Consider the following 26,130-nt stretch of genomic DNA (forward strand, 5'->3'; position numbering starts at 1 on the left):
TGTACTCACATACATTTGTATTTAGAGTGCGGATATGGACACCACATCCCCCGCGGCCATCGCCCGCGCCTACATCGAAGCCGTCGGAGACCACGACCTGCCGGCCGTCGACGCCCTGCTCGCGGACTCCCTCCAGGCGCGTGTCGGGACCGGCACCTCGGACAAGTCGCAGTGGCTCGCCGCACTCGGCCGGCTGCTGCCTGCCCTGGAACGCAACGACATCCGCGATGTGTACGAGAATGCCGACCACGCCTGCGTCGTCTACGACTTCGTCACCGACACTCCGGCCGGCGCGGTCGTCTGCGTCGAGAACCTGCACCTCGCCGACGGACGGATCACCGACATCGAGCTCGTCTTCGACAAGGTCGCGTTCGCACCGGTGAACGACGCACTGCGCGAGCGCGCCGCCGTCTGAGCTCGGGGCCGACGCCGGCCGGTCAGCCCGCGAACGGATCCGGCGTCAGCGTGTACTTCGTGGAGAGGTACTCGTGGATCCCCTCGAACCCGCCCTCGCGTCCCAGCCCGGACTGCTTCACACCACCGAACGGCGCCGCCGCGTTCGACACGACGCCCACGTTGAGGCCCATCATGCCGGTCTGCAGGGATTCGACCATCCGCTGGCCGCGCGCGAGATCCTTCGTGAACACGTAGCTCACGAGGCCGTACTCGGTGTCGTTGGCGATGCGCACGGCATCCGCTTCGTCGTGGAACGGCACGATGGCCACCACGGGTCCGAAGATCTCCTCGCGGAGGATATCGCTGCCGGCCACGACATCCGTCACGACCGTCGGCTCATAGAACGTTCCGGCGCCCTCGATGGCCGAGCCGCCGATGCGCAGCGTCGCGCCGCGGTCGACCGCGTCACCCACGAGAGCGGATGCCTTCGCCACGGCCTTGTCGTCGATGAGCGGTCCGATCGTGACCCCGTCGTCGGTTCCGCGGCCCACCTTCAGCCCGCGCACGCGTTCGATCACCCGCGCGGCGAACTCCTCGGCAACGGCCTCGTGCACGATGAACCGGTTGGCCGCCGTGCACGCCTCGCCGATGTTGCGGAACTTGGCGAGCATCGCCCCGTCCACCGCCTTGTCGAGGTCGGCGTCGTCGAAGACCACGAACGGCGCGTTGCCGCCGAGCTCCATCGACGTGCGCAGCACGTTGTCCGACGCCTGCTTCAGCAGCGCGCGTCCCACGGGCGTGGATCCCGTGAACGAGAGCTTGCGCAGGCGCGGATCCGCGATGATCGGCTCCGACACCTCACCCGACGTGGTCGTGGTGATCACGTTGAGCACCCCGGCCGGAAGGCCGGCATCCGCCATCAGCTTCGCGAAGTACAGGGTCGTGAGCGGCGTGAGCTCCGCCGGCTTGACGACCACCGTGCAGCCCGCGGCGAGCGCCGGAGCAATCTTGCGCGTGGCCATCGCCAGCGGGAAGTTCCACGGCGTGATCAGGTAGCACGGCCCGACCGGATGCTGCGTGACGATCATGCGTCCCGTGCCCTCGGGGTTCGTGCCGTAACGACCGGTGATGCGCACAGCCTCCTCGCTGAACCAGCGCAGGAACTCTCCGCCGTAAGCGACCTCGCCACGCGCCTCCGCGAGCGGCTTGCCCATCTCGAGCGTCATCAAGAGGGCGAACTCCTCCTTGCGTACCTGCAGCAGGTCGAACGCCCTGCGCAGGATCTCGCCACGCACGCGAGGTGCGGTGGCGGCCCAGGCATCCGCTGCCGCAACGGCGGCGTCGAGGGCGCGGATGCCGTCGGCGGGCGAGGCATCCGCGATCGTCTTCAGCACGGTGCCGGTCGCAGGGTCGAGCACCGTCAACTCGCTCGGGCGCTCCCCGTCGGCCCACTCGCCGGCGATGAACAGCTGGTCGGGCACGAGCGCCAGAAGCGCCTTCTCCGTCACACGCTCGATGGCGCCCTTCGCGCCGTCGATGGCGTCCTTCACCTTGTCGTCAAGCATCGGTCAGCGCCTTTCCCACGATGTCCAGTCCTTCGTTCAGCAGGTCGTCCGAGATGGCGAGCGGCGGGAGGAAGCGGATGACGTTCCCCCACGTTCCGCACGTGAGCAGCACAACGCCCTGCGCCACCGACGCGGCCAGCACGCGGGACGCGAGCGCGGCATCCGGTCGCCCCGGTCCCCCGCCCTCGGACGGATCGACGAGCTCCATGGCCATCATGGCCCCGCGGCCGCGCACATCGCCCACCCGCGGATCGGATGCCGCCAGCGCGGTCAGCTTCTCCCCGATGATGTCGCCGATCTGCTTCGCCCGCTCGACCAGGTTGTCTTCCTCGTACGTCTGGATGGTGGCGAGCGCCGCCGCGCACGCGATCGGATTGCCGCCGTACGTGCCGCCGAGGCCGCCGACCTGCGACGAGTCCATGATCTCGGCGCGTCCGGTGACGGCCGAGAGCGGCAGTCCGCCCGCGATGCCCTTCGCCGTGGTCACGAGGTCGGGGACGATGCCGAACTGTTCGCTGGCGAACATGGTGCCGGTGCGGGTGAATCCGGTCTGCACCTCGTCGGCGATGAACACCACACCGTTGTCGTTGGCCCATTTCTGCAGGGCGGGCAGGAACCCCTCGGCCGGGACGATGAATCCACCCTCGCCTTGAATCGGCTCGATGAGGATGGCCGCGAGGTTCTCGGCGCGCACCTGCGCTTCGATCTGGTCGATGGCGCGCTGGGCGGCATCCGCTCCGCTCAGTCCGTCGCGGTACGGATACGACAGCGGCACCCGGTACACCTCGGGCGCGAACGGCCCGAAGCCGTTCTTGTACGGCAGGCTTTTCGCTGTGAGCGCCATGGTGAGATTCGTGCGGCCGTGGTACGCGTGGTCGAAGACGACGACGGCCTGCTTCTTCGTGTAGTGCCTGGCGATCTTGACTGCATTCTCCACGGCCTCCGCGCCGGAGTTGAAGAGCGCGCTGCGCTTCGGGAAATCGCCCGGTGTGAGGCGGTTCAGCGCCTCCGCGACCTCGACGTAGCTGTCGTACGGAGAGATGGTGAAGCAGGTGTGCGTGAACTGGGCCACCTGACGCTGCACCGCCTCGACCACGCGCGGCGCCGAGTTGCCGACGCCGGTGACGGCGATGCCGCTGCCCAGATCGATGAGCGAGTTGCCGTCGGCATCCACGAGAACGCCGCCGCCTGCAGCGACCGTGGCGACCGGGATGCTGTGGCCGACGCCCTTCGCGACCGCCTCCGCCTTACGCGCCAGGAGGGCTCGCGACCGTGGTCCGGGGATCTCGGTCACCAGCCGCCGTTCCTGCGGAAGCGTGGGTCCGCCCGTGGGGATCGGCGCCTGCTGGGTGCCGGTGGAGGTGTCGACGATGGTCATGGTTGCCTCTTTTCGTCTGAGTGCGGCGTCCCGGCACTGGCGGCGGTCCGGACCTGAGCCCCGGGCCGGGCCCTGGCGTCGGCTCGGATCGGGATCCCGTGTTCACAAATCAGGAAAGCCGGTCGTGGCCCGTCCGCACCTTCGCGTACTTCCGTGCCACAACGGAGCCGAACCGCCTCCCTTCCTGAGTTGTGAACCGATAGACCGGCCCTCGTCTCACGCTAGGCCGGAAGCCGAGCCCCTGACCTGTACACGCTGGCCACTTCCCGAGGCATGACTGGCCACTTTGTACAATCAAGACATGCCGACGCCGACCGTGCGCATGCTCCTCGCTCGCCGCGAGCTCGGACTCACACTTCTCACGCCGACTGATTCCACCACCGCCACCCGACTCGACGCCGAGGTCTCCTGGGTGCACAGCTCCGATCTCGTCGACCCGACTCCGTTTCTCGCGCCCGGACAAGTGCTGCTGACGACGGGCACCCAGTTCGACCGGGGCACGGGCGCTCGCATGAATGCAGAGCCGCGAGCGAATTCAGCGCCAAAGCGATCCAGAACACCCCATGACGACGCGTCCGCCTCCGGTTTCAACGCCGATTCCGACTCCGGCTCCCATTCCGACCCCGACTCCGACTTGGACTCCGATTCCCATTCCGAGCCCGACTCCGGCTCGGAATCCGGTTACGACGGTTACATCGCGCGTCTCGTGTCGACCGGTGTCGTAGCTCTCGGCTTCGGCACCGAGGTCGTGCGCACGACGCCGCCCGCGCTCATCGCGGCCTGCACCAGCTACGGCCTTCCGCTGCTCGAGGTGCCGTACCGCACGCCGTTCATCGCGGTCGCCCGCTACGCGGCCGACCTCATGGCCGAACAGGCCTACGCGCGCAACACGTGGGCGCTGTCCGCCCAGCGGGCGCTCTCCCTGGCCGCGCTGCGTTCGGACGGGCTGGCAGCGACCCTGGCCGAACTCGCCAGGCAGCTCGGCGGATGGGTCGCACTGACCGACGCCGCCGGCACGATTCAGCGTGTGTTCCCCACGAAGGCCTTATCCGGATCGGCCCGCGCCGACATCGAGACCGAGGCGAAGCGGATGCTGCGCGCACGCCGCCGCGCAGCATCCAACGTCGTCGAGGCGGGCACCACCGCCTCGCTGCAGACGATCGGCGCGAGCGATCGTCTGCTGGGCGTGCTGGCTCACGGCGGCAACGAGGACGCGGATCAGGCAACCCAGCAGGTCGTCACGAGCGTGGTGGCGCTAGCCGGGCTTGCGCTGGAACAGGGACATGCCGTGGATGCGGCCCGGTCCGCCGTCCGGGCCGCGCTGGTGCGCGCCCTCGACGACGTGCGGGCGCTGGCGCACGAGTCGGACAGCCTGTCGGTGTCGGAGGTCGCGGCACTCCGCGCGGCGCGGCTCCGCGTCGACGCCGAGTTGCAACGCACACCGATGGCCGCGGTGGGCGCGACGTCCATGGACACGACTGCCGCTCCGGCCGACGGCCCGAACACCGGATCGGCCTCCGGCTCGCCTGCGGCCTCGCGGGAGTCCGGCAGCAGAGCGGCAGGAATGATTCCGAAGGGAGACGATCCGCAGATCCGTTCCAGAGCGACCGCGCTGCTGGCGCCGTTGACGACCCGCGACCCGGAGGGCGTGCTCGCTCGGTCGCTGCTGGTCTGGCTGGAGCACAACGGCGTCTACGACTCCGCCGCCCGAGAACTCGGCGTGCATCGGCACACGCTGACGGCGCGCATCCGCTCCGCCGGACGTCTCCTCGGGCGCGACTTCGGCACGTTCGCCGACCGGGCTGAAGTGTGGACGGCGCTGCGCGCGGTCGGCCTCTCGTCCTGACATCGCCGCACACGGACCACCCGCTTCGGAGGACGCGCCATCGCCGCGGCTGACGCACCATGGTCGAGGGACCTGAGTTCGAACGGGCAGACGACGGTGTGGGGGCGGCGATGAACGACGTGCGGAATCCGGGAGCGGATGACGAACCGGGCGAGGAGCCGATCGCAGACGCCGTCGGATCCGATGCCGAACCGGATGCCTCGGGCGACAGCGCGAACGCCGCACCCGGCCCGCACGCAGAGCCCGGCACCCCCGGAGAATCCGACGCACCAGCGGATGTCTCCGAGCTCTTCGCCGTCGACGCCGAGGGCGAGATCGTCGAGATCGAGATCGTGGAGTCCGAGGTCTTCGCGGTGGACGGATCCGGCGAGGTGGTCGACGTGACGACCACCGTCGAGCTGATCGAGGAGACGCCCTGGCATCTGCCGGCAGAGACCGCACGGCAGGAGCGCATCTGGATGGCTTTCCCTCCCGCCGACGCCTACCTCGGCGAGACGGCCGACGACCTCGACGCGGCACGCAACGCGTGGGCCGAGGTGGCCCACGCCATCCTGCGCTTCGAACCGGTGACCATGGTGGTCGACCCGCACGACGTCGCCGTCGCGCGCCGGTACCTCTCCACGGAGGTCGACATCGTGACCGCGCCGCTCGACGACGCCTGGATGCGCGACATTGGCCCCACCTTCGTACGCGACGAGAACGGCAGACTCGGCGCCGTCACCTGGCGCTTCAACGGCTGGGGCGGTCAGGACTGGGCGCGCTGGGGCAACGACAGCGTCATCGCCGCGCTGGTCGCGGCCAGGGCCGGAGCGCGCAGGGTCGTGAGCGATCTCGTCAATGAAGGAGGCGGCATCCAGGTCGACGGTCTCGGCACCGTTCTGCTCACCGAGAGCGTGCAACTCGATCCGGCCCGCAACCCCGGCTGGAGCAAGACGGATGTCGAGGCCGAGCTCGCGCGCACCCTCGGCACCACGAACCCCATCTGGCTGAAACGCGGGCTGTACCGGGACGAGCAGCGGTTCGGCACCCACGGACACGCGGATCTGCTCGCCGCCTTCCCCTCACCTGGACGCGTGCTCGTGCACAGCCAGACGGATGACGCCCATCCCGATCACACGCTCACCCGCGACGTCGTCGACGCGCTGCGCTCCGCACGAACGCCGGACGGTGACGAGTGGGACATCATCCAGCTGCCGGCACCGCAGGTGCTGCGCGATGAGGACGACTTCGTCGGTTACAGCTACGTCAACCATCTCGTCGTGAACGACGCCGTGATCGCGTGCACCTTCGACGACCCGCACGACGAGCAGGCGTTGGACATACTCGCAGAGGCATATCCCGGTCGAGAGATCGTGGGAGCGGATGCCCGCGCCATCTTCGCGCGCGGCGGCGGCATCCACTGCATCACGCAGCAGCAGCCTGCCGCACAGTGACTACTGGTCCGCCGCGCGATCTCCCGCATCGGCGCAACCTCGCCCTCCACAATCGCGCCATTTGCGCACTCTTGCGCCACCCTCGCTGGCGCGATAGTGCGCAAATGGCGCGGAAACAAGGGTCAGTGCCATGGCGCAGACCGTGAACGGCCGGCGGGAGGTGCCACGGAAGGGATGCATGCCGCGGAAGGGATGCATGCCACGGGCGGCATGTCACTGGAACTGGTACCGCTTGAGCTCCACCACCCGACGTGCGGCGTCGTCCACCGTCTTGGCGAACGCAGGATCTGTCTGCGCCTTCGCGACCACCGCGGCGACCATCGGTGCCGCGAGCGAGGAGTCGGCCGAGATGAGCACGATGTCGACCCCGGCCTGAAGCGCGAGGACCGCTCGATCCGCCGGCGACCACGCGGATGTCTGCTCCGCAGCGGAGAGGTCGTCGCTCATCACGACGCCGCGGAAGCCGAGCTTGTCCCGCAGCAACCCGGTCACGATCGCGGATGAGAACACAGCGGGCGAGTTCGGATCCAGCTGCGTGTAGATCGCGGTGGACATCATCACGACCCGCGCCCCGCGTTGGATCTCCGTGCCGAACACGCCGACGCTGGGGCTCGTCGCCGTCGTGACCGTATCCGTCACACCGGAGTCCGTATCCGTGTTCCGGGTCACGTTGCCCAGGCCAGGGAAGTGCTTGATCACCGGGGTGACACCCGAGGTGTCCATGCCCGCCCGGAAGGCGTCGGCGTGACTCGTGATTGTGTCGGGGTCGTATCCGAACTGGCGGTCGAATCCGCCGATCGGCGGGTTGTTCGCAGCCGCCTGAGGCGACGGGATCAGGTCCACGACGGGCGCGAGGTTCATGTTCACGCCCGCCGACTTCAGCTGACTCCCCCACCGCGTCGCCGCGTCCCGCAACGCATCCGGTGCCATGGCCCCCTGCTGAAGACCAGATGGCATCTCATCGAAGCCTGGGCCGTTCAGCACCTGCACCTCGCCGCCCTCCTGATCGGTGGCGACGAACAACGGCAGCCCGGCGGTCGCCGCAGGCGTCGCCTGGGCGGTGAACTGGGACACAACGGAGTTCGCGGCAGCCGTGCCGGCATGCGAACGCCCTGCGAGGAAGACACTGCCGACGTGCAGGTCGGCGATGGCCTTCACCGTCGTGGGATCCGCGGTGGTCGCCTGCGTGCCCACCATGAACAGCTGCCCGACCTTCTGCTCGAGCGTCATGCCGACGAGCGGGTCCGTCGCGGTCGGCGTCGGCGCGGGCGTCTGCGTGTGCGTCGTCCGAGCGCTCGACGTGCCGGACGGCGTCGGAGCGGATGTCGCACATCCGCCGAGCACGACGGCGAGCGCGGCGGTGACACCGACGACGGCGGCCGCGCGGAGCATCCGGGAGGTCGGTCTGCGCACTCGTCGATGGTAGGCGACAGGGCTCCGCGCCCGACGCACCCCGCTACCGCAGGCTGAGCCCGTCGAAACCACACCGCGGGTCGAGCCTGTCGAAACCCCCCGCGATCGCCACCGAAGGTGACTCGGCGGTCGGCGGGCTGGTTTCGACGAGCTCAACCGGCGAAAGGTTCGACAGGCTCAACCAGCGATGACGAGAACCCTCGCGTCAGGCGTTCGCGGGCTCCAGACTGCGATCCGCGGCGTCGACCGTGTCATCGGTCTTCGCGTCGTCGTCCTTGAACGGGTCGCCGCTGCGCTTCGCGTTGTACAGGTCGAGGTCGAGGATCTTGTTGCGCTTGGCGACGATCGTCGGCACCAGTGCCTGGCCGGCGACGTTGATGGCCGTGCGGCCCATGTCGATGATCGGGTCGATCGCGAGAAGCAGGCCGACGCCGGCGAGCGGCAGGCCCAGCGTGGACAGCGTTAGCGTGAGCATCACCGTGGCGCCGGTGGTGCCTGCGGTGGCGGCGGATCCGATCACGGCCACGACGATGATCAGCAGGAACTGGCCTAACGTGAGGTGGATGCCGTAGAACTGCGCCACGAAGATCGAGGCCAGTGCCGGGTAGAGGGCGGCGCATCCGTCCATCTTGGTGGTGGCACCAAGCGGGACCGCGAATGCAGCGTACTCACGCGGAACGCCGAGGTTGCGCTCGGTCACGCGCTCGGTCAGCGGCATGGTGCCCATCGAGGAGCGCGACACGAATCCGAGCTGGATCGCCGGCCACGCGCCCGAGTAGTACTGCTTGATGGAGAGTCCGTTGGCGCGAACGATGATCGGGTACACGACGAACAGGATGATCACGAGGCCCACGTAGATGCAGATCACGAACACGCCGAGCGAGCCGAGGGCATCCCAGCCGTAGGTGGCGACGGCCTTCGCGATGAGCGCGAGCGTGCCGATCGGGGCGAGGCGGATGATCCACCACAGCACCTTCTGGATGATCGCCAGCACCGACGACGTGAGGTTGAGGAACGGCTCCGCCTTCTTGCCGACGACGAGCGCCGCGATGCCGATGGCCGCCGAGATGACGAGCACCTGCAGCACGTTGAACGACACGGCGGTCGTGACCGCGGTGGACGTCCCGGTGCCGGTCACCTGCGAGTTCGCGGCGAGGCCGAACACGTTCGACGGGATCAGGCCGACGAGGAACGCCCACCAGGATCCGACATGGCTCGGCACTGCTTCAGCCGACTTCGAGACGCCCGTGTGAGCACCCGGCTGCACGATGAGGCCGAGAGCGATGCCGATGAGCACCGCGATGAAGGCCGTGATGGCGAACCAGATGAGCGTCTGAATGGCCAGCTTCGCCGCGTTGGACACCCGGCGAAGGTTGGCAATCGAGCTCACGACGGCCGTGAACACCAGCGGCACCACTGCCGCCGTGAGCAACGACACATACGAGTTGCCGATCGTGGTGACGGTTGCGGTGAGCCAGTTCGGGTCGAGCAGCGTGCCGCCCATGGCGCGGGCGATCAGGCCCACGATCACACCGGCAACGAGGCCGGCGATGATTTGCACTCCGAACGACGTCAGCCAACGAGGGGTCTTGCGCGTTCGGGTCTTCTCGGGTGTATCGGGGGAGTCGGTCGTGGAAGTCACCGCGCCACGCTAGTCAACAGGACATTCCCAGGGGCGGAGGTGACGGAGTGTTACAACGTGGGACCGTGCTTCGAGAGCAGGATCGGAGAACTGCGTGGTATCGAAGTTGCACGCGAGCGCCGTGCCACGCGTATCTCTGCAGCGGTGACGGAAGATCGATGCGGCGATCGCGGTGTAAGCCGTGTCGACCGCTTCTACCTGTTCGCGCGCATCCGCAATGGCCGAACGCCCGAAGGCGACAGCGCAACTGACCAGGGTCCACCACCGAGCTTGATGATCTCGCGCCTCAACCGCGCTTCGTTGGCGAGGAATACATCGACCTGGTCCTGTGGGCCGAGGTCTCGTTTTGCACCGATCCATATCGAGCGGATGCCATGCTCGATGTAGGCATCCAGTTCTGCCGGACGGGTTCGAATATGCCGATCCCGCGTGATCACAACATAGGCACGTGCGCCGACCACGGGCATCCATTCGAGGTCGGCAGTTCCGAGCGGGACCTCGGGGAGATCTTCGTGGCCCGGGTAAAGAACATCGTTACGCCCGTTGCGCCGCAGGAGTTTGCCGAAGGCAAGGCAGTTCTCGTCGGCGAAGTACACCGGCGTGAACGTCGAAGGCATCAGGCGACGCGCTCGCTTGACGCGATCAATTCAAAGCGAATCGCCTCATCTACCTGTTGAGGTGTGAGGTCGTAGAGATCAGCCAAAGATTCCCGGCTGGTTCCCGCACGGTAGTCCTCTGCTAATGCATCGCTCCGCACGTTACGAATTGCCGGCTGCCCGAACGCGTGGGACGGGTCCATGACAACAGCGGGAGTACGGGCATCCGGCTGCAACCGGGTCACGCTGCCATCGTCTCCGTAGCGAACAGACTGGCGAAAGCGCTCGGTCTCATCAGCCAGCATGACCTGCCCGCTGCGCACAACGACAAACCTCAGCGGACGATCGACCCCCACCTCTTCCTGCACAACTCGAACGAGCTCGCGCCCCTCTGCGCTGATGAAAGTTCGGGCCATGGCAAGCGGGTAGGGTCCAAACTCCTGGCGCAGGCGCTCGATGGCTGGTCGGAGCCGCTGCACGGGTACTTGCTTGCTCCGGAATTCGGCGAGGAGGCGGGACTCCACCATCTCTCCCCACGTGACGACTTCAGACCCCGAAGGGGATTCGCGCAGCACCGGCTCGTAGAACTTGCCCGAACGCGAATATCCCTCGAGCCACCGCCGCGCAGTACCTGGCTGCACGCCGACCAGCCGATCCACGTCAGAATACGAGTACATCGGCCGATCTAGCAGTGCGAATGCCATGCCGTCAATGATGGCATCCGGCACCGTCAGCGGCCGATAAGGTCCTACGTTCAACTCAGCTGGAAATCTGTGCAGGAGGGTCGGATGGAAGTCCGCACCCCGCATGCGATGGAATGACTCCATGGCACCCGATCGCATCCCCGCCGTCTTCGAGCGCAGGGATGCGCGGTTCGACGGAATTCGCGGGGACTCCGAACTGCGCATCCTGTTCGACGACGGACGCTGGCTCGAAGGCCCCGCGTACTCGCCGCAGGGGCGCTTCCTGCTGTTCAGCGACATCCCGAACGACCGCGTGCTGCGCTACGACGAGCTGAGCGGGCGCGTCGACGTGTGGGAGCATCCGGCGGGCTTCTATAACGGGCGCACGGTGGATCCGCAGGGCCGGTTCGTCAGCTGCCGACAGGGCGATCGGAGCGTCGTGCGGCGCGAGCACGACGGTTCGACATCCGTCATCGCCGACTCCTACGAAGGGCATCGGCTGAACAGCCCGAACGACGTGGTGGTCCGCTCGGACGGGTCGGTGTGGTTTACGGACCCGACGTACGGCATCCTGAGCGACTACGAGGGCCACCGCGGGGCGGAAGAGCTCGGCAGTCGCAACGTCTATCGCTGGTCGGCGGATGCCGGACTCGCGGCGGTCTGCACCGCCCTGACCCAGCCGAACGGCCTCGCCTTCTCCCCCGACGAGTCGCAGCTGTACGTGACCGACAGCGAGCGCCGCACGATCTCGGTCTTCGACGTTCGCGGCGACCGCCTGGATCCCGGTCGCGAGCTCGTGTCGAGCGACGCCGCCTTCGACGGGCTACGGATCGACACCGTCGGCCGTCTCTGGGTCGCGACCACCGAGGGCATCCACGTCTACGACCCGGACGGCACGCTGCTCGGCCTGCTGCAGCTGCCGGAGACGGCGGCGAACCTCGAGTTCGGCGGACCCCAGCGCAATCTGCTCTACATCACAGCGACGACGCGAATGTACGTCATCCGGGTCACTGTCGAGGGTGCCAAGCGGCTGTAGCAACCACACACTCCGCTATCGGCCGCGGGCCCGGCCGATAACGGAACGGACACGGATTCGCATGCTTGCGCATGCACCGTTGCGCGGGCATCCCGATCCTCGCTAGGTTTACCAAGGCCCATTCGGGCCTCATCCGGCGTCTCGCTCGCGCGATCACTTCGCGCTCGAGCCGCACGGGAACACGAAAGGGGACAGTCATGATGAAGACCATCACGCACATCCAGCCTCACACCTTCGTGCTCCGTGGCGCCGGTCTCGTCACCGCGCGACGCGCACGTCGTACCGGGGCAGCCTGCTAATGGCCGTGCCGGCGTTCTGAGGCCAGAGTCGGTGCTCTGAGCAGAGTTCTCAGCAGCACGCCACTCTGATCCTGTCCGCGCGCTGACGGTCCCCGCTTCGGCGGGATGCGTCGTCGTCGTGTCTGCGATGTCGGTTCGTCCGACATCCGTTCGACGCCTTCGATGATGCCCGACCGTCGCACGTCATCGGGACTCGCCAGAACCGGCACCCGCTCAGCGCAGCGCCGTGCACGCGGGCTGCCCCGCCCTCCGTTCAGCGGATCCGCTATGCCCTGATCCGCTGAACGGATCCGACGACGCAGGGCGCGGCCGACCGCAGACTCTGCCTACCGCCGGCTCTGCTCACCGCGCTCTGCTCACTGCAAAACGTGCCACGGGCAGAATCCACGACCGTTCCGGCGCCAGGCGACCCATCGTCTCTTCTATCCGTCCCTCGAGATCGCGAGTCGGGCATCCGTCCGAATCGCGTGAACCGCGCCCGCACCGGGCCGGTGCCGCATCACCATCACTCGTGCCGGCAGCCCCTGCCGGCACAACAGCTCAACTGGAGTAACCCTTATGGATACGCAAACGCTCGAGCGGACTCGGTCGATCGCAACCGAGACCGTGGACGAGCTGACTCTCGACTCGCACCCGCCGAGCCTCGTCGACCGACTCGCGATGCGGGTCGGTGTCGCACTGATCATCTGGAGCCGGCACGAGAGCCGCCGGAGCAACGGCGCCGCCGAGGACTGGGATCAGGCCTCGCTCCGCAACCAGGTCGCCAGGGAGCGGAATGCTCGCGAACTGGCATGGCTCTATGCCGCGCACCTCATGCCGCGACGGTGAGACGAACATGAGCACGTTCACGATGGAGGGCATCCCGGCCGCTGCCTGCGTGGCGGCCGGGACACCCCGACCCTCTTCTTCAGCGGATGCGCGCGCACGCGCCCTGCAGGCTCCGACGTCGAGTCAGGAGATGATCACCTGGATCGCGGCCTCCGGTGTGTTGACCCGGAAGCTGAACGACTCCTCGAGGTAGAGGCTGACGCTGTCGGCGTCGTGCGTGCGGTAGCCGATGGCCAGATCCTGGCCCACCTCGAGCACGAAGTCCCCGCCGCGCAGGCTCAGAACGACGACGCCATCGAGGCCGGGCACCCACTCCACAGGGCCGCCGAGAATGTCGCGCAGATGCCGGATGAGCGGATATCCGCCTCCCTCGTTCGCCTCGATCACGCTCGTCCACTGCGTGGGGCCGAGCGCCAGCGCATAGGGTCCGTCGACCCCCGACCGCTTCAGCGCGGCGATCGCCTGCGTCACGACGTCGTCGTAGTCCTGCGGTGCACCCTGGTGCACGAGCGGACGGTGCGGCGACGCGGGGACGATGCCCGTGATGCCCGCGGCATCCCATCCGTTGAAGACCGCCGAGTTCTCCACGCGCGCGATGCGCACCGCAGCGTCGTCCAGCGGGCCTAGGTCGACGTCCTCGGCGCCACGGTCCGCCGCGTCGAGCTCCTCGCGCTCGAGCGCGAAGTCGGCACGCACCTCCGTCAGCGGCAGCACCTTCCGGATGCGCGCGATCACGGACTCCTCCGGAGCATCGACCACGCCGCCGACGCGTCCGAGGTTCGTCGCCGAATGCTCCCATCCGTGCGGACCCGAGAAGTCGACGAGCTTGCGCGCGCCGAGCGCGACGGGAAGGCGAGCGGATGCCTCCTCATCCAGCAGCTTCCAGGTCGCGTCGGTGAGCGGGGCGCGGCCGCGCAACAGGTGATTCGTCATGATGCCGTTCCTTCTGTGTCCGGTACCGATGGATTTCGCAGCGATCCGATGCCGAGTGAGTCGTCCGCGTCCTCAGCCGCCGGAGCGCTCTGCTCGCTCAGCAGTGCGGCCGAGGAGCCGACGCCATCCGAGTCGTGCGCGCCGAGGGTTGCCGCCAACGCGTCCGGATCCGCGAGCGCCTGCAGCACCGGGTTGGAGGGCACGAAGAATGTCGAGCCGGTCACCGCGGTGGAGACGTCCAGGATCTTGTCGTGGAACCCGGGCGGGTCGCCGATGAACATGCGGTCGATCATCTGCATGGTCACCCAGAGCCGGCCGGAGTATCCGATGAAGTAGGTGCCGAACTCGCCGGATCCCGGCCGCCCGAACGGCATGTTGTCTCGCAGGATGTCGAGTTCGTTGCCGTCGTCATCCGTGATCGTCGTCAGCGTCTTGTGCGCCTTCTGGTCCTCGACGCTGTCGTCGAGCTCGACGTTGTCGGGCTTCGTGCGGCCGATCACGGCCTCCTGCTGCTCGGCGGTGAGGGATGCCCACGCGTTCAGGTCGTGCAGATACTTCTGCACGACGACATAGCTGCCGCCCGCGAACGCGGGATCCGCGTCACCGATGAACGTGGCATCCGCGAGGTCGCTGCCGATCGGGTTGGCGGTGCCGTCGACGAAGCCGAGCAGGTCGCGTGCATCGAAGTAGCGGAAGCCCTGCGTCTCGTCGGCGACGCGGACGGCGGATCCGAGCGCATCGAGCAGCAGGCGCTCCAGCTCGAAGCACAGGTCGACGCGCTCGGCGCGGATGTGGAACAGCAGGTCGCCGGGCGTCGAGGGTGCGGTGTGCACGGCCCCGCGCACCGTGGGGAACACCTCGAGTTCGGCGGGACGGATGTCAGGCATGAGCCTGTCCCACAGCGTGCTGCCGATGCCGACGACGCAGGAGAGGTGGCCGCCCAGATCGCGGAATCCGACGGTCTTCACCAGGTCGTCGATGCCGGAGATGGTGTCGCGCACGGTGTCGAGCGAGTCGGCGTCTGGCGCGACGGTGACCACGAGGAACACCGCGAACCTCGAGAGCGGGGCATCGACACTCTGCGCATCGATGGGCACACGGTCACGAAGCTCACTCGACATTCGGCATCCCCCTTCGCCAAGGGTCAGCCTATCCGCGCCGCAACCCGAGCCGCAGGTCCCGGCGGACCCGTGGACGCGTCCGCGAGGCCGTGCATTCGCGGATCATCCGCCCGATCCCCGCCGCCCGGACGAACACGAGGTAAGTTCAGTTCACGTGGGCACCTCAGCGGCGCGCGGACACGCCGAACCGCCGGCCGCCGGCACGAACGACGTCGCGAATCGCACCGTGAAGGCGATGCGCACGGTGGTCGACGTCTTCAGCACCGAGGCGACCGTGTACGGCATCGTGCTCGTCGGCGCGCTGATCGCCGTCGGCTGGAAGTTCAACACCGACTTCGAGGTGCTCGTCTTCATCGTGGGATCGACCCTCGTGTTCTGGGTGACCCACGTGTACGCGCGCGCAGCCGTTGCGCGCCGAGCGGATGCCGACCCCGAGCATCCCGTCGCGGTCAGCGATGCGCTCGCCGAGGCCGTCAGGCACTCGATCGGGATGCTCGTTGCGATGCTGCTGCCCGCGTTCTTCCTGCTGCTGGCCTCCGTGGGCGTGATGGACGAGTACGTCGCGTACTACATCGCACTCTGGATCGGAGTCGGCCTGCTCGTCGTCATCGGTTTCGTCGTCGCCACCCGCAACCGCCGCCCGATCTGGCTGCGTTTCGTCGCGGCGGCCGCGACGGGAGCGCTCGGACTGCTCGTGATCTGGCTGGGGACTTTGGTGCACTGACCCTCCGCAGTGGACGGGTACCCCGCTTTGCGGCATACCTGTAGAGCGCGCCGATCACCGGCGTGCTCGGTCTCATCGTGGACCATCCACCCATCGCTGCTCGCGGCTGCGGGCGCGGACGTAGCCTGTCTGCGAGTGTGCTCCCGATCGTTTCAGCGAGAGGGTGATCGTCGATGAGTGGTGCTCAGTCTCGGGATTCGCAGCTCGACTTGCGGGTTCGGACCGCGCTTCGGATGTTCCGGCTGGTCAATCCGCTTGCCCGGCGGATGATCCCAGCGGGTATGCCGACGGGTGCGCCGAACGTTCTTCTGATCGTTCGGGGTCGCCGATCGGGGATCGAGCGAACGGTGCCTGTCACGCTGTTGAACCTCGACGGAGTCTGGTATGTCCAGGCGACGTACGGCGCGGAAGGTTGGGGTCGGAATCTGCGTGCAGCCGGCGAGGGGGTCGTGGTCGAGCCCGGCGGCCGTCGCACTCCCGTGCACGCCACCAAGGTACCGGTCGATGACGCGGCAGCGCTTCTTCGTCGCGTGCTCGAGCAGTTCCGCTCGCCGCGGCTGCTCCGCAAGGTGCTCGGTCCGAACATGCGACCCCCCGTCGGCCTCTTGCGGCGATACCGGATACGCATCGAGGTCACCCCGGAGGATTATCTCGCCGAGGCTCGGCGGCATCCGCTCTTCGAGTTACGACCTGTTTAGAGCAAGCACAGGCCCGGGACCCTCACCCGACCAGTCGCGTCGCCTCCACCAGCAGGTCCAGCTGATCCAGGTCGACCACGTCGAGCAGCTGCAGGTAGACGCGCTTCGCGCCCAGGTCGCGCAGGCGCGCGATGCGCTCGGCGACATCCGCGGGGGCACCGTAGAGGCCGTGGCTGCGCTGGGTGTCGAGGTCCATCTTCAGCCGGTGCGCCCTGGCGTCCGCCTCGCCCATCGTCGCTCCGATGGTGGCGGTGACTGCCGCGGAAAGCGGCAGGGTCTCAGGATCGCGGCCCGCGGCATCCGCTGCGTCCCGAGCGCGGGCGAAGCGCTCGGCGAAGACGTCGTCGGTGACGAAGCCCGTGTTGAACTCGGTCGCGTATCGCGCGGCGAGCGCCGGGGTACGGGTCGGCCCTCCGCCGCCGATGATGAGCGGGATGCGCTCCCCCACCGGCCGCTGCGCCCCGGGTGCGGCATCCAGCCGATAGTGCTCGCCGGAGAAGCTGAACGTGTCGCCGACCGGTGTCTGCCAGAGCCCGGTCACGATGGCCAGCGACTCCTCGAGCAGCCCGAAGCGCTTGGCGGGGAACGGGATGCCGTACGCCTCGTGCTCCGGAGCGTTCCAGCCCGCGCCGAGGCCGAGCTCGGCACGCCCGCCTGACATGGCATCCACATTGGCCACCTGCACCGCGAGCACACCTGGCTGCCGGAACGTCACCGGCGTGACGAGCGTGCCCAGTCGCACGCGCTCGGTCGCCAAGGCCAGCGCGGCGAGCGTGGTCCAGGCATCCGAGACGGCGGGATCGCCGAGGAACGTGTGATCGGGCTGGATGTAGTGGTCGGAGCGGAAGAAGCCGTGGAACCCGAGCCTGTCGGTCGCCTTCGCGATGGCGAGCAGCTGGTCCCAGGTCATGCCGAGCTGCGGCTCGACGAAGATGCAGTATTCCACCGGTCCATCCTGCCGGGTTGGCGCATCGAGCGTGCAGCGGATGCCGCCGCGCAGTCCACGAGGAACCCGCGCGACGGCATCCGCTCCGCTTCTCGGGCTACGCCCCGGAGATGTGCAGTCGGGCTACACCCCGGAGATGTGCACGAAGATCGGGCTGCCCCAGATGGCGCGGTGCGACACGTAGCGGCCCCAGTCGGGCGAGTCGACGATGCCGCCGTCGCCGTCGTAGATGCCGATGTGCTGGCCGGGGTAGACGACGAGATCGCCGGCGACCGCCTCGGATTCCGACACCTGGGTGCCCATCGCGGCCTGCGAATCCACGCCGCGCGGCAGGCTGATGCCGTTCTGGCCGTAGACCCACTGCACGAGGCCGTCGCACTCGAATCCCGCCGACGGTGAGGCGCCGGCGGAGTAGGGGACGACACCGATGTAGGTCTCGGCGAGTGCGAGGATCGCGGCGCCGAGACCGGATCCGGAACTCGACACCGAGACCGTGCTCGCGCTGGCCTGCGCCGCGGCGGCAGCGTCCGCGGCGGCCTGTGCGGCTGCGGCCTCGGCGTTCTTCTGATCCAGCTCGCTCTGACTGGTCGCGCTGAACGCATCGACGGCGACCGTCGCCTGCTGGGCTCCGGCGTCGACCGCGAAGGTCTGCGCCGCCGCCTGGATCGGAACGGATGCCGTGGTCGGGTTCTCATCGGGATCCGGCGTGAACGCGGCTGCGGGCGAAGCGGTGGTCCCGACGGAGAATCCGACGGCGCAGGCGACTGCGACGATCGCGACGCCGAGACCGGATCGCTTTCGGATCCGTGCGGCGGCGCGTCGGCCGGACGTCGGCACGTGGACCGTGAGGGTGCGACCGGTGCGATCGCCGGGCACTCGGTCGATGGGTGCCACGGCGGTGCGGGAGCTTCGGGGCTTTTCGGTTGTGGGGGTTGCGCGGTGGCGTCCGTGGGGCATGCGTTTCGACTCGATTCGGGTTTCGGGTTTCGGACGTACCCGGACACGATTCCATAACGAACCCGCGTGAGTCTGGACATGCTGTCAGAAAACCCGCTAGGTCAGCGCAGGTTTCTCAGGGTCATGGTTCTTCCGCGAGCGTCGGATCTTCGCGGGGCGCGTCGCTTCGGCGAGCACCTCGAGCTGCTCGAGATCCGGCACGCCGACGACACATCCGCCCATTCCCTGTCCGCACCGGTCATCGCCGCAAGCCCGACGGAGGGCCGCAGGCTGCGCCGAGCCCTGTACCGGCCAACGTCTGACGCGCTCCAGACAAGCCTCGCCAAGACGGGCGCGCTGGTCACCACGGAGAACGGCTGGCGACCGGCCGGATGACCTCCCAGACGACGCGACCCTGGGCGTCCCCGCAGAATGCGCGGGAATCCGTTGCGGATGCCTCCCGAGTGCGGAAACGTGGCCGACTCATTGCCCGTAACCGGAAGGAGAGCTCATGCTCACCCTCACCGAAAACGCCAGCACCATCGTGAAGACGCTGACGGCGCAAGCCGTCGACTCGCCCGAAGCCGGACTGCGCATCAGCGGTTCCGAGGCGGGCGACACGTCGTTCGCCGTGAGCGTGACACCCGCTCCGGATGCTCACGACCAGATCATCACGGACGGCGACGCGCGCGTCTTCGTGGAGGAGACGGCGTCCCAGGCGCTGAACGACAAGGTCCTGGATGCTCAGCTCGACGAGCAAGGAGCCGTGCACTTCCAGCTGGGGCTGCAGCCGCAGTAGGGGCGCGGCATCCGCAGCCCGGCCTTGATCGTCCGTAGACCTGCGGATGCACGCGGACGCAGAAGACCCCCGCCGCGGCGGGGGTCTTCTGCGTGTCAGATCCGATCGCCCAGATCGAGCAGCGCCGCCACCGCGTGCGGATCCTCGCGCATCGCGTTGTGTCCCGTCGGAAGGTCGTGCACGTGCCACGCGGGGTCCGCTTGGAGCCGAGCTCGGAGCCCGGCGAAGGGCGTGCCGTCTTCCCAGCCTGAGCAGTAGATGAAGTCGCGTCGCGGGACACGATCCGCTTCACCACCGAGGCGGATCGACTGCAGGAGCGACGCGAGAGGGTGCGGGCGCCGACGCGGATCTCCGCCGTTCGGTGCCCTGAACGGAGGGCGAACCGCGTAACCGGTGTCCGCTGCACCCGTCGCGAATGCGTGCCGATAGGCATCCGTCGTCAACGTCCAGCACGAGTCCCCGTCGTGCGGGACGTAGGCGTCGAGGTGGACCAGCCGCGAGACACGCCCCGCCGCACGGTCGGCCGCGGCGGCGATCACCATGCCGCCATAGCTGTGGCCGACAAGGGTCGCGTCGGCGATGTGGTTCCGATCCAGGAGTTGCAGCACGTCGTTCGCGTGCGTGTCGAGGTTCGTGCGTGCGATCGTCGCTTCATCGTCGTCGGGTCGTAGCCCCGTCAGCGTCACCGCATGGACGGTGTGCCCCGAGGCTTCGAGCAAGGGGATGACTCCTTCGAACGTCCAGGGGCCGTGCCACGCTCCTGGCACAAGAACGAATGTCGCCACAAGATTCTCCTTCGCAGATGGGATTCCGTCTGTCTCAAGCCCATCGCTCCCGCGGCCGTCTTGCTACCGATAGATTGACGTGTGATGCCCCTTCCCCGCCACGCTTCGAAGGCTGCTGTGGAGTCGCAGGTGTGGCCGTCAGGTGGACGGCACCTGTGGCGGTCCGGCGGCGTCAGTTCCGTGCAGACGCACGAACGGGGACATCTGGTCTACGCGGCCAGTGGTGTTCTCACCGTGCACACGAGCGACGGCATCTCGGTGGTGCCGGCCGACAGGATCGCGTGGACGCCCGCGGGACGTGCTCACCAGCACCGCGCACACGGCGACACCGACATGCGGATCGTCTTCGTTCCGCCGTCGTTGGCCGCACGCATCCTGCAACGCCCCGCCATCTTCCTGGCGACAGGCCTCGCCCGCGAGGTCGTTCTGGCACTCACGGGATCGCACGACGACGAGCCGTCAGGCTACAGCGCATCGGCGCAGGCGCGATTGCGCCGCGTCCTCGTGGACGAACTCCGAGAGGCACGGGAGCAGCCCCTGTATCTGCCGACGCCCCGCGACGACCGCTTGCAGGCCCTCGCTCGGATCCTCGGCGAGCGGCCGGACGACAACGCATCCATGGCCGAGCTCGGCGCCCGGGTCGGCGCCAGTTCCCGCACCCTCAGCCGGCTGCTGAGCATCGAACTCGGCATGTCCTTCTACGAATGGCGCACCCAACTGCGCATCTACCACGCGCTCGTTCTCCTCGCCGAGGGCACCGACGTCACCCAGACCGCCCACGCCTGCGGCTGGTCCAACCCGAGCGACTTCATCGCCGCCTTCGCGAAGGTGATGGGCACGACACCCGGCCGGTATCAGGCCGGCCGCCCGCGATAGGCCGTTGGACCTGGCCGCTGTACCTCCGGGGCTCGACGATGTGGCGTGAGAAGATCGCGGTTTCCTTACGCCACATCGTTCAAGGACCGGCCTCGCACGCTTCAGTCGCCGCCAACAGGCACGTCGTCCACGCAGACGCGCAGGGCGCCCTGGCGCACACTGATCCGCATCCGCGTGACACGTCCGAAGCTGTCGCCGTCGAGCTGGATGCCGTGCGGCGTCTCGAAGTGCACATCGAATCGCCGTCCCTGCGCGTACGCGAGCGCGCGGAGATCGGGAGCGAGTTCGAGCATCCTGCGCCCGAACCGCGACCGATGCGCGATCCCCTGCAGAGCGAGCCGAATGCCGATGCCGGCCCAACCGAATCGTCCTTTCGGACGGAGCATCACCACGTCGAGCAGCCCGTCATCGACAGCGGCTGCCGGAATGAGAAGCATGTTGCCGGTGAGTGTTCCGCAGTTGCCGACGATGATCGTGTGCGCGCGCGACGACCTGACGTGTCCGCCGTCGATCCGGTAGGTCAGATGGAAGAGGCGATTCCGGATGATGGACCTGGCGATCGGCGTCACGTACGCGAGCCAGCCGAGGTGCTTCTTGGCCAGCGCGCTCGTGGTCTCGGCCATCTCGGCGTCGAGTCCGATACCGGCCATGACGAGGAACGAATGCGTCCTCCGCCGTCCCTCATCGTCCTCGAGTTCGGCTACCGCCACATCCACGGCGCGGGTGGTACCGGTGAAGGCGGTCGTCACCGACCGCTCGACGTCGTTCAGGGGAAGGCCGAGGTTGCGGGCGAGGAGGTTGCCCGTGCCGAGCGGCAGCAGCGCGACCGCCGTGCCACTCTCGTAGACGGCTTCGACGACCGTGCGAACGGTGCCGTCACCGCCGGCAACGATCACCACCGATGGGTCGCTCGCCAGAGCCTCCCGTGCCGCCTGCAGGCCCGCGTCGTCTCTGTCGGTTTCGTACCACCGAGACTGCGCCCAGCCGTTGGCGGCCTCCTGCGCCTCCACGAGGCGACGAACCCGGTCGAGCGGGATCTTGACAGGGTTGTAAACGATCGCCGCGTGTTCCGGGCTCATGGCCCGAGCTTAGGGCGAGAGCCCGTCGGCCGGTGGCGTCCATTGGGTTCAGGGTGCAAATCGGGTGAACGTCGTCATCACCATCCGACTGCGCCCGTGGTTCCGTTCGCGTTCCGGACGGCGATGCAGGCGTTTGGGCGCCCGGAGGCGAAGCTCCGAGAAGATGGGGACTCGTCGAGCGCGGCGGCCGCGGATGCGGACTCCCACAGCGTCGCCAGAAGACGCTCATCACCGGCCCCCGCGAAGTACAGCCCCAGGAATCCGGGCTGGAGGCGGAACATCGGAAGGGACCGCTCGTTCGCGAACTGCTGGTATTCGGCCTCGCGAGCCACGACGATGCGAGTACGCCACAGCCTGAGCACCGTGGGCACGGTGGGATCGCCGAGGCGTAGCGGCTCTCCTGCGGCGTCGGCCCGGCTCGATCCGGAGACGACCATGTCCGCACCTTCCTTTTCGACAGCCGGACCGTCCAGAGCCTGATCCGGCGCGCAGCGAACCGCTGTGCTTCACTCGAGCCTCATCTCGGCTCGATGTCTCCAGCCAGGCCAATCCGCAGTCGCCGGCCTGTTCCGCAATCAGCAGGCCAGCAAGTGAATGGCGTGCGCCGATCCGGTGCCTGGCTCAGCCGTGTAGGTGAGCAGACGTTGCCCGTCGGTGTCGGGGAGATGGAGGGCCTGGTAGTCGAGTTCCAGGTCGCCGACCTCCGGATGATGCAGGTGCTTGGTTCCGTGCGTGCACAGTTTCACGGTGTGCCGCGCCCACAACGCGGCGAACTCCCCGCTCTTCACGCTGAGCTCTCCGACGAGCTCGGCCAGGGCGCGACTGTCCGGGTGCTGCGCGGCGACGAATCGCAGCGATGCCACGACGAGGGATGCCTCGTCGTCCCAGTCTCGGTACAGCTCGCGGGAGTGGGCATCGAGAAAAAGCATCCGGCTCAGGTTCGGGCGCGTGGCAGGATCCTGCGGCGCCTCGAACGGCAGGTGCCCGGCGAACAGGGCATGTCCGAGTGTGTTCCACGCCAGGACGTCGTTGCGCTGGCCGAGGATGAGCGCCGGGATCCCGGTCATCGCTCCAAGCAGTTGGGCGCCGCCGGCTGTCGCCTGCTCAGGACGAGGTGGCCTGTTGCGGCGCGCCGAACGAGGCTTGGCGAGTTCGAAGAGATGGTCGCGTTCGTCGTCGCGAAGCTGGAGAGCGCGGGCGAGCGCGTCGAGGATCGACTCGGATGCCGACACGGATTGGCCCTGCTCGAGCCTGGTGTAGTACGCGACGGACACACCGGCGAGTCGGGCGAGCTCTTCGCGGCGCAGCCCGCTGACGCGTCGCACCCCGTAGCTGGCGATTCCGACCTGCTCGGGAGTGAGCGCGTCGCGGCGCGTGCGAAGGAATCCGCCCAGCTCACTTCCGCCGGGATCGGTGGCGGCGACGCCGGTGACGGTGATCGTGCGGTTCATGGTCCCATCCTCCGCTCGGGTGAGGGATGCTGCCTGACCCTGTCATTGGTAGGAACAGCAGGTGGCTGGCTGGCCGACGGCTGCCCGGTCACCGTGGGATGCAACCGAACGTGGAAGGATCCCATGCCCATCGCCGCCGAAATCGCACAGCCGCCCGTCCGATCCTCGAGCCGGGAGCGCGTTGCGCTGGCCATTCTGCTCACTGCGGGCTTCACGCTCGCCGTCGACTTCTCGATCCTCACCGTCGCGTTGCCCCGCATCGGCCGTGACGTCGGCATCCCGACAGGGGACCTGCAATGGATCACCACGAGCTATGCACTGTGTGCGGCCGGATTCACGCTCCTGTTCGGACGCGTGTCAGACCTGGTGGGGTGCGTCGGCAAGCAGACCAACAGTTCGGGACTGCAAGTGGCTGACCTCGTGGCACGGCCGATCGGAGTCCACGACATGCGGCCGTCGCAACCGAACCATGCATGGAATCTCTTAGAGCAGAAACTCGTCCGCTCCAAGGAGGGCGCGCTCCACGGGTACGGCCTGAAGGTCTATCCCTGATAAAAGCGAAAGGGCCCCGGACTACTCCGGAGACCCAACGCCGATCGAGCATTCCCGATCCACTTGATACAACAGGCTACAGGACTCGTGGATTCCCAAGAGCCCACGCCACACCGGTTCAAGACCAGTGCACACGAGCCGCAAGATCATCTTCCGCGAGGGCAAAACGAAACCCCGGACCACGCTCGACTTCCGCGTGATTCCGGGGTTTCTACTGTCTCAACACAGTGTGCGCCATGAGGGATTCGAACCCCCAACCTTCTGATCCGTAGTCAGATGCTCTATCCGTTGAGCTAATGGCGCGTGGGGTGTTGTTCCGAAGCCGAGGCTCCCTGATCAACCTGACGACTATATCAGTTGCCGACGGGGTCACTGAAATCGACGCCTCCGACGACGAGTCGCCCTCTGATCGCCACGAAGTTCCGCGTCTATCCGCTCGTACTCGGGCAGATACATCGCAGCTGCAGCGCTCCGCCTCTCCACAAGCGCTTGCATGATTGCGCCGTAGCCGGCAAGAAGAAGGAGTACGAACGCAGACCACAGCAGGAAGGTCATCACGTTTCCGGACGACCTGGCCACCTCGTTCACTTCGTTCGGCACAGCGCGTTCGACCTGAGCGGACACGAAGGTCACCGTGGTCGCGCCGAGAACGATCATCGCCACGAGGATGGAGAAGAACGAGGCCATCATCGATGTCGCTCCGCCCAGGCCACCCAAGTGGACCAGCCTCCGGAGTTCCATGATGGCCCGTCTGCGTCCGAATGACGGCGCGGCGCCGAAGGATCGGAGGCGGGAGTCGATATTGCGGCTGTCCTTGTACACGTGCGGGATCTTCGACATTGCACGATGACACCAGACGCCGCCGACAGGCCGACGATCGAACTCACGGCGAGATCGCGAGGCACTCGCCCTTGGTGGTCTCCAAACGATAGGGACCTTGCGGCGCATCCGGAACGACGATGCGGTCGCCGTGCAGCAGGCGGCTCCGACCGTCCAGGTCGCGGAGCACGGCGCCGTCCGCCGCGACCGCGACGAGGTCGCCGTCGACGCGCACCAGCGCCGGAGCATCCGGGGTGGGCAGCCGCGTGATGGCGGTGCGTCCGGCACGTACGGCATCCAGGATCGCGTCGGGACTGCGGTCCTCGGCCGCGACCCAGGTGACCGGGGTTCCCGGCAGGTAGCCGTGCTCGGGGTTGTGGTAGTCGCTGCCGCCGAGAAGCACGACATCCCGCCGCCAGCGCTCGAGGAACGCCCACGGGGCCGTCGCGGATGCCTCGAGGAACCAGCTCACGTGCCACAGCTCGAGCGCGGCAGGCAGCTCGACGAGCGGATGCTGCCACGCCCAATCGCCCTGCAGCGGATGGTTCACACTGAGGATGCCGCCGCGCTCGGCGACCTCCGCGACCCACGCGTCGGCTGGCCGGCGGAAGTCGATCCAGCCGATGTCGCCGAACGCGTTCGCGTGACCGCGCGGGGTCGTGACCTCCTGTCCGGGCAGCAGGGTCAGGCCGTGGGATGCTCCCACCTGCCCGAGCAGCGGATGGTGCGACACCGTGTTGTGCTCCGTCACGGCGAGAAAGTCGAGGCCGTTGCGGGACGCGAGTCCGGCGAGCTCGCTCAGCGACTGCTCGCCGTCGGAGTGGGTGGAGTGCGCGTGGAAGTCGCCCGCGTACCAGGTCAGGCCACGCGACGCCGGCAGGCCGCGCGCGCTGGCGCGCGGGGCATCCGGAGTCGGCGTCGCCTCGGGCTCCGGCGGGATGGCCGACTCCGCCAGCAGCAGGATAGTGACGGTCACCTCGATCGGCTCCACCGGCAGCTTGTACAACCCGAGCTGCACGCTCCACTCGCCCGGCTCGAGCTCGCCGGGAACGTATCCGGGAGTCGCCTCGTGCCTGCGGATGACGAACCTGTCGCGCGCGCCGCCCGACCAGCCGCGCCAGCCGTCTGCTCCCTCGCAGCCGAGGTCGATGACCGCGTTGTCGCGGTCGTATTCGAGCCGGACCTCGACGCTGTCGTCGTGTCGACCCACCTCGAATGGGATGCTGCGCAGCTCGGCGGCGAGCGCCTCCTCGAGGCCGAATGTGAGCCGATGCACGATGCGCGTCATGGCAACCA

General features: G+C 67.9%; 27 protein-coding genes and 1 tRNA gene. 11 read left to right on the forward strand and 17 right to left on the reverse strand.

What is annotated here, in order from left to right; all coding sequences use genetic code 11:
• The first annotated feature begins 34 nt into the window (after positions 1-34).
• Positions 35-415, forward strand: a complete 381-nt coding sequence (locus ACX9R5_RS00745) for a nuclear transport factor 2 family protein (protein WP_459407097.1) — start codon at positions 35-37, stop codon at positions 413-415.
• A 22-nt stretch (positions 416-437) separates the two neighbouring features.
• On the opposite strand, the gene ACX9R5_RS00750 is transcribed toward ACX9R5_RS00745, so the two are convergent.
• Both ACX9R5_RS00750 and gabT read right to left on the reverse strand, forming a co-directional pair.
• Positions 438-1,961 carry an NAD-dependent succinate-semialdehyde dehydrogenase gene (locus ACX9R5_RS00750; protein WP_459407098.1) on the reverse strand — a complete coding sequence of 508 codons (1,524 nt, stop codon included), beginning with the start codon at positions 1,959-1,961 and terminating at the stop codon, positions 438-440.
• On the reverse strand, positions 1,954-3,339 hold the full coding sequence (gene gabT / locus ACX9R5_RS00755; RefSeq protein ID WP_459407099.1) for a 4-aminobutyrate--2-oxoglutarate transaminase: 1,386 nt from the start codon (positions 3,337-3,339) through the stop codon (positions 1,954-1,956). The genes ACX9R5_RS00750 and gabT overlap by 8 nt, the downstream gene beginning before the upstream one ends.
• Before the next feature lie 301 nt (positions 3,340-3,640).
• Between gabT and ACX9R5_RS00760 the strand changes: the two genes are divergently transcribed.
• Complete coding sequence (locus ACX9R5_RS00760; RefSeq protein WP_459407100.1) at positions 3,641-5,185, forward strand: PucR family transcriptional regulator ligand-binding domain-containing protein; 1,545 nt, start codon at positions 3,641-3,643, stop codon at positions 5,183-5,185.
• 422 nt (positions 5,186-5,607) lie between these two features.
• Positions 5,608-6,618 carry an agmatine deiminase family protein gene (locus ACX9R5_RS00765; protein WP_459409005.1) on the forward strand — a complete coding sequence of 337 codons (1,011 nt, stop codon included), beginning with the start codon at positions 5,608-5,610 and terminating at the stop codon, positions 6,616-6,618.
• Positions 6,619-6,831: 213 nt separating this feature from the next.
• Here the strand turns inward: ACX9R5_RS00765 and ACX9R5_RS00770 are convergent, their stop codons facing one another.
• From ACX9R5_RS00770 to ACX9R5_RS00785, 4 genes are all read right to left on the reverse strand, one after another.
• A complete protein-coding gene (locus ACX9R5_RS00770; RefSeq protein ID WP_459407101.1) occupies positions 6,832-8,031 on the reverse strand; it encodes a glycoside hydrolase family 3 N-terminal domain-containing protein in 1,200 nt (399 codons plus the stop codon).
• 205 nt (positions 8,032-8,236) lie between these two features.
• Positions 8,237-9,673, reverse strand: coding sequence for a dicarboxylate/amino acid:cation symporter (locus ACX9R5_RS00775; protein ID WP_459407102.1), 1,437 nt, complete (start codon positions 9,671-9,673; stop codon positions 8,237-8,239).
• Positions 9,674-9,867: 194 nt separating this feature from the next.
• Positions 9,868-10,290, reverse strand: coding sequence for a PIN-like domain-containing protein (locus ACX9R5_RS00780; protein WP_459407103.1), 423 nt, complete (start codon positions 10,288-10,290; stop codon positions 9,868-9,870).
• Positions 10,290-10,973, reverse strand: coding sequence for a DUF433 domain-containing protein (locus tag ACX9R5_RS00785; RefSeq protein ID WP_459407104.1), 684 nt, complete (start codon positions 10,971-10,973; stop codon positions 10,290-10,292). Before ACX9R5_RS00785 ends, ACX9R5_RS00780 begins: the two co-directional genes overlap by 1 nt.
• Positions 10,974-11,094: 121 nt before the next feature.
• On the opposite strand from ACX9R5_RS00785, the gene ACX9R5_RS00790 reads away from it, so the two are divergent.
• Positions 11,095-11,988 carry an SMP-30/gluconolactonase/LRE family protein gene (locus tag ACX9R5_RS00790; protein WP_459407105.1) on the forward strand — a complete coding sequence of 298 codons (894 nt, stop codon included), beginning with the start codon at positions 11,095-11,097 and terminating at the stop codon, positions 11,986-11,988.
• 857 nt (positions 11,989-12,845) lie between these two features.
• The gene (locus ACX9R5_RS00795) at positions 12,846-13,115 is read left to right on the forward strand and encodes a hypothetical protein (RefSeq protein WP_459407106.1); all 270 of its coding nucleotides are present in this window, start codon (positions 12,846-12,848) and stop codon (positions 13,113-13,115) included.
• A 123-nt stretch (positions 13,116-13,238) separates the two neighbouring features.
• On the opposite strand, the gene ACX9R5_RS00800 is transcribed toward ACX9R5_RS00795, so the two are convergent.
• Positions 13,239-14,048, reverse strand: a complete 810-nt coding sequence (locus ACX9R5_RS00800) for a family 1 encapsulin nanocompartment shell protein (RefSeq protein WP_459407107.1) — start codon at positions 14,046-14,048, stop codon at positions 13,239-13,241.
• A complete protein-coding gene (locus tag ACX9R5_RS00805) occupies positions 14,045-15,169 on the reverse strand; it encodes a Dyp-type peroxidase (RefSeq protein ID WP_459407108.1) in 1,125 nt (374 codons plus the stop codon). The genes ACX9R5_RS00800 and ACX9R5_RS00805 overlap by 4 nt, the downstream gene beginning before the upstream one ends.
• 154 nt (positions 15,170-15,323) lie before the next feature.
• On the opposite strand from ACX9R5_RS00805, the gene ACX9R5_RS00810 reads away from it, so the two are divergent.
• On the forward strand, positions 15,324-15,893 hold the full coding sequence (locus tag ACX9R5_RS00810) for a hypothetical protein (protein WP_459407109.1): 570 nt from the start codon (positions 15,324-15,326) through the stop codon (positions 15,891-15,893).
• Positions 15,894-16,174: 281 nt separating this feature from the next.
• Complete coding sequence (locus ACX9R5_RS00815; protein ID WP_459409006.1) at positions 16,175-16,591, forward strand: nitroreductase family deazaflavin-dependent oxidoreductase; 417 nt, start codon at positions 16,175-16,177, stop codon at positions 16,589-16,591.
• 22 nt (positions 16,592-16,613) lie between these two features.
• Here ACX9R5_RS00815 and ACX9R5_RS00820 read toward each other — a convergent pair whose 3' ends face one another.
• The gene (locus tag ACX9R5_RS00820; RefSeq protein ID WP_459407110.1) at positions 16,614-17,537 is read right to left on the reverse strand and encodes a TIGR03560 family F420-dependent LLM class oxidoreductase; all 924 of its coding nucleotides are present in this window, start codon (positions 17,535-17,537) and stop codon (positions 16,614-16,616) included.
• A 123-nt stretch (positions 17,538-17,660) separates the two neighbouring features.
• Positions 17,661-18,431, reverse strand: a complete 771-nt coding sequence (locus ACX9R5_RS00825; protein WP_459407111.1) for a C40 family peptidase — start codon at positions 18,429-18,431, stop codon at positions 17,661-17,663.
• Between the two features lie 186 nt (positions 18,432-18,617).
• Here ACX9R5_RS00825 and ACX9R5_RS00830 point away from each other — a divergent pair, with 186 nt between their 5' ends.
• Positions 18,618-18,869: a hypothetical protein gene (locus ACX9R5_RS00830; protein WP_459407112.1), complete on the forward strand. Its 252-nt coding sequence runs from the start codon at positions 18,618-18,620 to the stop codon at positions 18,867-18,869.
• 115 nt (positions 18,870-18,984) lie between these two features.
• Entirely contained in the window at positions 18,985-19,272 is a 288-nt protein-coding gene (locus ACX9R5_RS00835; protein ID WP_459407113.1) for a Fe-S cluster assembly protein HesB, read from the forward strand.
• 95 nt (positions 19,273-19,367) lie between these two features.
• On the opposite strand, the gene ACX9R5_RS00840 is transcribed toward ACX9R5_RS00835, so the two are convergent.
• Positions 19,368-20,057, reverse strand: a complete 690-nt coding sequence (locus tag ACX9R5_RS00840) for an alpha/beta fold hydrolase (protein ID WP_459407114.1) — start codon at positions 20,055-20,057, stop codon at positions 19,368-19,370.
• A gap of 84 nt (positions 20,058-20,141) precedes the next feature.
• Between ACX9R5_RS00840 and ACX9R5_RS00845 the strand changes: the two genes are divergently transcribed.
• Positions 20,142-20,933 (forward strand): helix-turn-helix domain-containing protein, encoded by a 792-nt coding sequence (locus ACX9R5_RS00845; protein WP_459407115.1) that lies wholly within the window; start codon positions 20,142-20,144, stop codon positions 20,931-20,933.
• A gap of 101 nt (positions 20,934-21,034) precedes the next feature.
• Here ACX9R5_RS00845 and ACX9R5_RS00850 read toward each other — a convergent pair whose 3' ends face one another.
• The 3 genes from ACX9R5_RS00850 to ACX9R5_RS00860 form a co-directional block, all read right to left on the reverse strand.
• Positions 21,035-22,012, reverse strand: a complete 978-nt coding sequence (locus ACX9R5_RS00850; RefSeq protein WP_459407116.1) for a diacylglycerol/lipid kinase family protein — start codon at positions 22,010-22,012, stop codon at positions 21,035-21,037.
• 77 nt (positions 22,013-22,089) lie between these two features.
• Entirely contained in the window at positions 22,090-22,449 is a 360-nt protein-coding gene (locus ACX9R5_RS00855) for a hypothetical protein (protein ID WP_459407117.1), read from the reverse strand.
• A 138-nt stretch (positions 22,450-22,587) separates the two neighbouring features.
• Positions 22,588-23,463: a helix-turn-helix transcriptional regulator gene (locus ACX9R5_RS00860; protein WP_459407118.1), complete on the reverse strand. Its 876-nt coding sequence runs from the start codon at positions 23,461-23,463 to the stop codon at positions 22,588-22,590.
• A 123-nt stretch (positions 23,464-23,586) separates the two neighbouring features.
• Here ACX9R5_RS00860 and ACX9R5_RS00865 point away from each other — a divergent pair, with 123 nt between their 5' ends.
• Positions 23,587-24,015, forward strand: coding sequence for a hypothetical protein (locus ACX9R5_RS00865; RefSeq protein WP_459407119.1), 429 nt, complete (start codon positions 23,587-23,589; stop codon positions 24,013-24,015).
• Positions 24,016-24,245: 230 nt separating this feature from the next.
• Here the strand turns inward: ACX9R5_RS00865 and ACX9R5_RS00870 are convergent.
• The 3 genes from ACX9R5_RS00870 to ACX9R5_RS00880 all read right to left on the reverse strand — a co-directional run bounded on the left by ACX9R5_RS00870 (position 24,246) and on the right by ACX9R5_RS00880 (position 26,122).
• A tRNA-Arg gene (locus ACX9R5_RS00870) sits at positions 24,246-24,318 on the reverse strand.
• 66 nt (positions 24,319-24,384) lie between these two features.
• Positions 24,385-24,855 (reverse strand): hypothetical protein, encoded by a 471-nt coding sequence (locus ACX9R5_RS00875; RefSeq protein ID WP_459407120.1) that lies wholly within the window; start codon positions 24,853-24,855, stop codon positions 24,385-24,387.
• Positions 24,856-24,898: 43 nt separating this feature from the next.
• Entirely contained in the window at positions 24,899-26,122 is a 1,224-nt protein-coding gene (locus ACX9R5_RS00880; protein ID WP_459407121.1) for a CehA/McbA family metallohydrolase, read from the reverse strand.
• Positions 26,123-26,130 lie beyond the last annotated feature (8 nt).

It is taken from the genome of Rathayibacter sp. CAU 1779 (assembly GCF_054551755.1).

What these genes read in the sequence shown, in the direction of transcription:
- ACX9R5_RS00745 (WP_459407097.1), top strand. Translation starts at nt 35, where the DNA reads ATGGACACCACATCCCCCGCGGCCATCGCCCGCGCCTACATCGAAGCC.
- ACX9R5_RS00750 (WP_459407098.1), bottom strand. Translation starts at nt 1,961, where the DNA reads ATGCTTGACGACAAGGTGAAGGACGCCATCGACGGCGCGAAGGGCGCC.
- gabT (WP_459407099.1), bottom strand. Translation starts at nt 3,339, where the DNA reads ATGACCATCGTCGACACCTCCACCGGCACCCAGCAGGCGCCGATCCCC.
- ACX9R5_RS00760 (WP_459407100.1), top strand. Translation starts at nt 3,641, where the DNA reads ATGCCGACGCCGACCGTGCGCATGCTCCTCGCTCGCCGCGAGCTCGGA.
- ACX9R5_RS00780 (WP_459407103.1), bottom strand. Translation starts at nt 10,290, where the DNA reads ATGCCTTCGACGTTCACGCCGGTGTACTTCGCCGACGAGAACTGCCTT.
- ACX9R5_RS00785 (WP_459407104.1), bottom strand. Translation starts at nt 10,973, where the DNA reads ATGGCATTCGCACTGCTAGATCGGCCGATGTACTCGTATTCTGACGTG.
- ACX9R5_RS00790 (WP_459407105.1), top strand. Translation starts at nt 11,095, where the DNA reads ATGGCACCCGATCGCATCCCCGCCGTCTTCGAGCGCAGGGATGCGCGG.
- ACX9R5_RS00795 (WP_459407106.1), top strand. Translation starts at nt 12,846, where the DNA reads ATGGATACGCAAACGCTCGAGCGGACTCGGTCGATCGCAACCGAGACC.
- ACX9R5_RS00800 (WP_459407107.1), bottom strand. Translation starts at nt 14,048, where the DNA reads ATGACGAATCACCTGTTGCGCGGCCGCGCCCCGCTCACCGACGCGACC.
- ACX9R5_RS00805 (WP_459407108.1), bottom strand. Translation starts at nt 15,169, where the DNA reads ATGTCGAGTGAGCTTCGTGACCGTGTGCCCATCGATGCGCAGAGTGTC.
- ACX9R5_RS00815 (WP_459409006.1), top strand. Translation starts at nt 16,175, where the DNA reads ATGCCGACGGGTGCGCCGAACGTTCTTCTGATCGTTCGGGGTCGCCGA.
- ACX9R5_RS00830 (WP_459407112.1), top strand. Translation starts at nt 18,618, where the DNA reads ATGGTTCTTCCGCGAGCGTCGGATCTTCGCGGGGCGCGTCGCTTCGGC.
- ACX9R5_RS00835 (WP_459407113.1), top strand. Translation starts at nt 18,985, where the DNA reads ATGCTCACCCTCACCGAAAACGCCAGCACCATCGTGAAGACGCTGACG.
- ACX9R5_RS00845 (WP_459407115.1), top strand. Translation starts at nt 20,142, where the DNA reads ATGCCCCTTCCCCGCCACGCTTCGAAGGCTGCTGTGGAGTCGCAGGTG.
- ACX9R5_RS00850 (WP_459407116.1), bottom strand. Translation starts at nt 22,012, where the DNA reads ATGAGCCCGGAACACGCGGCGATCGTTTACAACCCTGTCAAGATCCCG.
- ACX9R5_RS00855 (WP_459407117.1), bottom strand. Translation starts at nt 22,449, where the DNA reads ATGGTCGTCTCCGGATCGAGCCGGGCCGACGCCGCAGGAGAGCCGCTA.
- ACX9R5_RS00860 (WP_459407118.1), bottom strand. Translation starts at nt 23,463, where the DNA reads ATGAACCGCACGATCACCGTCACCGGCGTCGCCGCCACCGATCCCGGC.
- ACX9R5_RS00865 (WP_459407119.1), top strand. Translation starts at nt 23,587, where the DNA reads ATGCCCATCGCCGCCGAAATCGCACAGCCGCCCGTCCGATCCTCGAGC.
- ACX9R5_RS00875 (WP_459407120.1), bottom strand. Translation starts at nt 24,855, where the DNA reads ATGTCGAAGATCCCGCACGTGTACAAGGACAGCCGCAATATCGACTCC.
- ACX9R5_RS00880 (WP_459407121.1), bottom strand. Translation starts at nt 26,122, where the DNA reads ATGACGCGCATCGTGCATCGGCTCACATTCGGCCTCGAGGAGGCGCTC.